The organism is Dietzia sp. SLG310A2-38A2, assembly GCF_014145095.1.
In the GTDB taxonomy this organism is placed as follows: domain Bacteria; phylum Actinomycetota; class Actinomycetes; order Mycobacteriales; family Mycobacteriaceae; genus Dietzia.
Genome location: NZ_JAALDX010000349.1, coordinates 1 through 2,795 on the forward strand (window position 1 = coordinate 1; position 2,795 = coordinate 2,795).

Consider the following 2,795-nt stretch of genomic DNA (forward strand, 5'->3'; position numbering starts at 1 on the left):
CGGGCGGCCGCGGCGAGGAGCAGGACGGCGAGCGCGCTCCACAGCAGGACGTCGAGGGTGCCGGCCTCGGGGGAGGTCAGTTCCACGGTCGCCACCACCAGGGCGCCGATCCCGCCGAGCACCGTGGCCGCCACGTACGCGACCGTCTGCGGACCACGCGGGGCCGGGCCGTCCGCACCGGATCCGGAGTCTGTCGCAGGGTGATCCGAGGGGGTGCGGGAGGTCACGGGGCGACCACCTCGTCGTCGTCGCCCTTCTCCCCTCCCCCGGGGTCCCCCGCCAGGCGACGATCCACCCGGTCCACCTTCCCCCGCAGCTCACCGGAGTGCCCGGGCCGCAGGTCGGCCTTGAGCACCAGGCTCACCCGCGGGGACACCGCCAGCACCGCGTCGGTGGCGGCGCGGATGACGGGCATCACCTCGTCCCAGTCGCCCTCGATGGTGGTGAACATCGAGGTGGTCTCGTGGGGCAGACCGGACGCGCGGACCACCCGGATCGCCTCGGCGACGGCCTCGCTCATGGACGCCGACTCGTCCGCGGTCGTGGTGGGTGCGACGGAGAACGCGAAGAGCATGACACCACGGTAAACCCCTCTCCCGCCCGGCGCAGATCGACGCCCGCCCGCATCGATGCCGACGCCGACCGGGTCACCAGCGCTGCACCGACCGTCAGGTGCGGGACACCTGCTGCGGCACCCCGGGTTCGTACCCCGCCCCGGCGAGCAGCTCTCGGACGCGCGGGATGACCTTGCGGCCGTAGAGGTCGATCGAGTTCATGAGGTGCTCGTGCGGGGTGGGGCCGCTGGCGTACTTGAGGTCGAAGCGGTCCAGCCCCAGCGTCCGCACGGTCGCGGCGATCTTCTGCGCGACGGTCTCGGGCGAGCCGACGTACATCGCCCCGGACCTCACCTCGCGGTGGAAGTCGGCCTCCCCCGCGTCCCCCCATCCGCGCTCGCGGCCGATCTGGTTGCGGTTGACCAACCAGTGCGGGAGGGCCAGGGCGACGGCCTTCTCGTCGGTCTCCGCGACGAAGCCCGGTGAGTGCACGGCGATCGGCAACCGCGGCGCGTCGGCGCCCGCGAGCTGCGCGTTGGCCTGGCGGTACAGGTCGGCGAAGGGGGCAAACCGGCCGGCGGGTCCGCCGATGATGGCCAGCATGAGGGGCATCCGGTAGCGGGCCGCGCGCACCACGGACTCGGGGCTGCCGCCCACCGCGATCCATGCGGAGAGCCCGCCCTCGGTCTCGGGGTACACGCGCTGGTCGACCAGGGGACGCCGCAGCTCCCCGGACCACGTCACCGGCGTCTCCGGCAGCAGCGCGGAGAACAAGTCTAATTTCTCGCTGAACAGCTGCTCGTACTGCTGGAGATCGAGGCCGAACAGCGGGAACGACTCGGTGAAGGACCCGCGGCCCAGCACGACCTCGGCGCGCCCGTTCGACAGGGCGTCGATCGTGGAGAAGCGCTGGAACACTCGGACCGGATCGTCGCTGGACAGGACGGTGACCGCCGAGCCGAGCGTGATGCGCTGCGTCCGGGTAGCAATGCCGGCGAGCACGACGTCCGGGGCGGAGACGGCGAAGTCGGGACGGTGGTGCTCACCCACCCCGAAGGCGTCCACACCCACCTGGTCGGCGAGCACCGCCTGCTCGACGACGTCCCGGATCACCTGGGCGTGGTGGACCCGCGCGCCACGGCGATCGACGGTGGTGTCACCGAAGGTGTCGAGGCCGAGGGCGACGGTGTGTGACGACGAAGCGGGCGTGGCGGAGGTGGCGTGCTGAGTCATGCTCCCACTTTAGTTGACTTGTCAACCATAGCGTCCACGGAGGCCCCTCGCGCCCCGCCTGGCGGGTCTACAGTTCGTTCATGACGTTCACAGAGGCCGTGGAACTGGTGGGCAAGACGATGGACGCGGCCGGCGTGGCCGCCATCGTGGTGGGCGCGTTGGTGGCGGCACTGTTCGCCCTCGACCCGCGTCGCCGGACCGGCCCGGAGGGCGACGTCTACACCGCGTTCCGCCGCCGACTCGGCCGCGCGATCCTGCTGGGTCTGGAACTCCTGGTGGCCGCGGACATCATCCGGACCGTCGCGATCTCGCCGAGCTACAACTCGGTGGGGCTGCTCGCGCTCGTCGTGCTCATCAGGACGTTCCTCAGCTGGTCGCTCGAGCTCGAGATCTCCGGCCGGTGGCCGTGGCAGAAGGGAGCCGGATCGCGAGCCGACCGCGCCCGGCATGATGGAGACGACCGGGCGCGAGCCGACGTGCACGAGAGCGAGAGGACCACACCATGACCGCCACCGATCACGGACCCCACCCCTACGTTGTCAACATCGAGGACGCGACCCTCGCCAACTCCAACTACCGGACCACGCTGTGGACCGGCAAGCACCTGCAGATGACGGTCATGGCGATCGCCCCCGGGGACGACATCGGACTCGAGGTCCACGAGGACCACGACCAGTTCCTGCGCGTCGAACAGGGTCGCGGTCGCGTCCAGATGGGGCCGGCCGAGGACCGCCTGGAGTTCGACGAGGAGGTCGGCGACGACTGGGTGATCCTCGTGCCCGCCGGGTCGTGGCACAACGTCACCAACATCGGCGACGAGCCGCTCAAGGTCTACTCGATCTACGCCCCGCCGGAGCACGAGCACGGCACCGTCCACGTGACCAAGGCCGAGTCGGACGCCGCCGAGCACTGAGGCACGTCGACCGCTGGGTCGACGACCTTCGGGGCGCCCGGCGACGCGTCGGCGTCAGGCGCCGGCGGGCCCCTCGTCCCGCCGTCGCCTCGTCG

General features: G+C 71.4%; 5 protein-coding genes. 2 read left to right on the forward strand and 3 right to left on the reverse strand.

The features are described 5' to 3' along the window. The 3 genes from G6027_RS12540 to G6027_RS12550 form a co-directional block, all read right to left on the reverse strand. The coding region (locus G6027_RS12540) for a hypothetical protein (protein ID WP_182637469.1) at positions 1–227 on the reverse strand (227 nt) is incomplete at its 3' end. Continuing rightward, positions 224–574 carry a thiamine-binding protein gene (locus tag G6027_RS12545; protein WP_182637470.1) on the reverse strand — a complete coding sequence of 117 codons (351 nt, stop codon included), beginning with the start codon at positions 572–574 and terminating at the stop codon, positions 224–226. The genes G6027_RS12540 and G6027_RS12545, both read right to left, overlap by 4 nt. A 94-nt stretch (positions 575–668) precedes the next feature. Beyond that, positions 669–1,787, reverse strand: a complete 1,119-nt coding sequence (locus G6027_RS12550; RefSeq protein ID WP_182637471.1) for an LLM class flavin-dependent oxidoreductase — start codon at positions 1,785–1,787, stop codon at positions 669–671. An 80-nt stretch (positions 1,788–1,867) separates the two neighbouring features. Here G6027_RS12550 and G6027_RS12555 point away from each other — a divergent pair, with 80 nt between their 5' ends. Then, positions 1,868–2,293, forward strand: a complete 426-nt coding sequence (locus tag G6027_RS12555) for a DUF1622 domain-containing protein (protein ID WP_182617941.1) — start codon at positions 1,868–1,870, stop codon at positions 2,291–2,293. Beyond that, entirely contained in the window at positions 2,290–2,700 is a 411-nt protein-coding gene (locus G6027_RS12560) for a cupin domain-containing protein (RefSeq protein WP_182637472.1), read from the forward strand. The genes G6027_RS12555 and G6027_RS12560 overlap by 4 nt, the downstream gene beginning before the upstream one ends. Positions 2,701–2,795 lie beyond the last annotated feature (95 nt).